Below are 2,284 nucleotides of genomic sequence, written 5' to 3' on the forward strand. Positions count from 1 at the left end.
ATTATCCCAAGGAGGCGGTCGAGAAAATACCCGTCTTTTATTTGACGCTTACAAATGAGGAGGATACGAGCTATTCATTCTATTAAGTTACGGGACAAGTGAGGACGTGAGTTTTACCACATGAAAAAACCAGTCCTGTCTGGATCGATTCTGATTTTCTTCAGGTAAATCCCCATGAAAATCAGAAAGATCCCAGGACTGGCTTTTGCCAGACGGAATGGAAGTACGCCAGTAAATCCGGCGCTCCGGAATTTTTTCAATTGGCTGTTTGTTTATTTTGGTTAGTTATGCGCCATAGGCGGAGTCTCTTCAAGCCAGTCCAGATCTATGTCCGAGTAGGCAATAACCGGTGTATACCAGACGATGCCTGCATCCTTCCAGCCAACAGAAATCAGATACTCTTTTTCCTTCGTGTTAGAGGTGAGGTTATGACGCCCAGCTTGTGCGTTCGGGTTGTACTGCCGGTAGACTGGCGTATCTGTCTCAGGTGAGCAGTACCAGGCGGATCCTTCCTGGGTCCAGCCAAGTTTGCCAAGCGCATCGTATTCTTTTTTATCCTTTGTGAAATGATGATCGCCGGCATTTGGATCATAGAGACGATAGACCGGCTGTCTGGACGTGTCCGATACCACAAAGTTCATAAAAAAGTTCATATCCACAAGTGCTGGCAGCTCATCATTTTTAAACCGTTCACGGGTTTCCTTCGAATATTCCAGTCCATAGTACATATAGTAGTTACCAGCCTTCTCGACGTGCAGCACACCGTCTGCATCGACCTCAATCACGCCCGGACGATTTACCCAGGTAACGTCATACTCTACTGGAACACCCTTGTAATACGTCTTCGTGAACTCCAGCTTCAGCTTGTCTCCAGTACGAAGGTACTTATCACCTTCGTTGAGAAGCTCAAAGTCATTATCTGCATCTTCTTCTTTAGCCGGAGTACGGCGAACGGCCTGAGGCGAATCCTCAGCCGCGTAAACAGGGGTCATGAGGCTGCCCATGCCAAGCGACAGGGCCGCCAAAGATGACAACAGTTTGTTCATGCTGTTTCTCCTCCTTTGTCAAGTAATGCATATCTCCACGATAGCGTGATTAGAGCTGGCTCCTGATTATGCAGGCAAGGTATGTATAGACATACGGACTCTTGTCCCCTTTTCCGCTTTTTGTGTTTCGAGTTAAGCGATTTCACTTGGTTTGCGTCCTGAAATTCCCCTCAGAAAGCCCCTGATTTTTCCGAACTTCGAGCCCCGTGTTCCTGTTTTCGACCTTTTTCCGCTTCTGTTACAGACGAATCCGATCGCGAAGCTTTTCAAACTTTTTCTGACCGATACCCGGAACGTTCATCAACTCTTCGACGCAGGTGAAAGGATGCAGTTCACGATAGGCGAGAATCCGGCTGGCGCTTGCTTCTCCAATGCCCGGCAGTTCCATGAGCTCGTTTTGATCGGCGGTATTGATGCTGATTCGATCAGGCTGGCCGGATTCCGTTTTCGCCCGTATGAAAATCACTTCCTGAGAACGCACTTCCCGTCCAAGCGGCCAGTCGTCTGGATCCGCACTGTCTTTCAGACCGCCGGCGACCGCGATCAGATCCTGGATTGAAGATCCGTTTGGGATCGAATACAGACCCGGATGGAGCACTTCGCCTTCAATCTGGACTTCTATGGTTTCCGGTTTTTGGCGTGAGAGAAAGACGGGCGTATTCCGTCCAACCAATGCCATCCCAAGCAGTCCGGCAAACAGAAAAAATCCAATGCTTTTATACAGTCTTCCCATGTCCATTTATACGATCCGTCTCTTTTTCAAAACGGATGCATCGGTTTGCCGTCATAAGCATGCACTGGAATCTTTGGGCATTTTGCTTTTCCTTACCCAGTCTTTTTCAGATACTGACGAAGAAAGAGATGGCTCAAATCTGTTGAATTTTTGTATCTGGCCCATACCCGGATGGAAGATTTACACAGGTCCTTAAGCACCGGAGTCATTTTCATTCTTTCCCCTCCAGGATCATGACTCTGCCTTTTTGGGCAGACGATCCAAATGGCGTGCAGCCTTTTCAATTGCCTCTTTTTCGAACACTCTGTCCTTTTTTGGTCCCCTCAGGCCGCCGCACCCATTTGGGTTTTCTGTGCTAAACAAAAACCGGATCTGCCGCTCGTAAGAGAAGATAAATCCGATTTTATATTGGTCCTGCGTTCTGGAGGTGCAAAAAAAATGGCCAGCTGCGAGGCTGCTGAAAAAGTCTCTTTAAATTCCGACATACATAAGTAAATTGTATGTC

The 2,284-nt window shown here is 47.7% G+C and carries 3 protein-coding genes; all 3 read right to left on the reverse strand.

The features are described 5' to 3' along the window. Window positions 1–281: 281 nt before the first annotated feature. On the reverse strand, window positions 282–1,046 hold the full coding sequence (locus tag Q2J39_RS10635; protein WP_288340667.1) for a hypothetical protein: 765 nt from the start codon (window positions 1,044–1,046) through the stop codon (window positions 282–284). A 238-nt stretch (window positions 1,047–1,284) separates the two neighbouring features. After that, window positions 1,285–1,785 carry a ComEA family DNA-binding protein gene (locus Q2J39_RS10640; protein WP_288340670.1) on the reverse strand — a complete coding sequence of 167 codons (501 nt, stop codon included), beginning with the start codon at window positions 1,783–1,785 and terminating at the stop codon, window positions 1,285–1,287. Between the two features lie 317 nt (window positions 1,786–2,102). Beyond that, window positions 2,103–2,284: hypothetical protein (locus Q2J39_RS10645; RefSeq protein ID WP_288340672.1), on the reverse strand; the 182-nt coding region annotated here is incomplete at its 5' end.

The organism is uncultured Allobaculum sp., from assembly GCF_948576815.1.
Classification (GTDB): Bacteria; Bacillota_I; Bacilli_A; order Erysipelotrichales; family Erysipelotrichaceae; genus Allobaculum; species Allobaculum fili.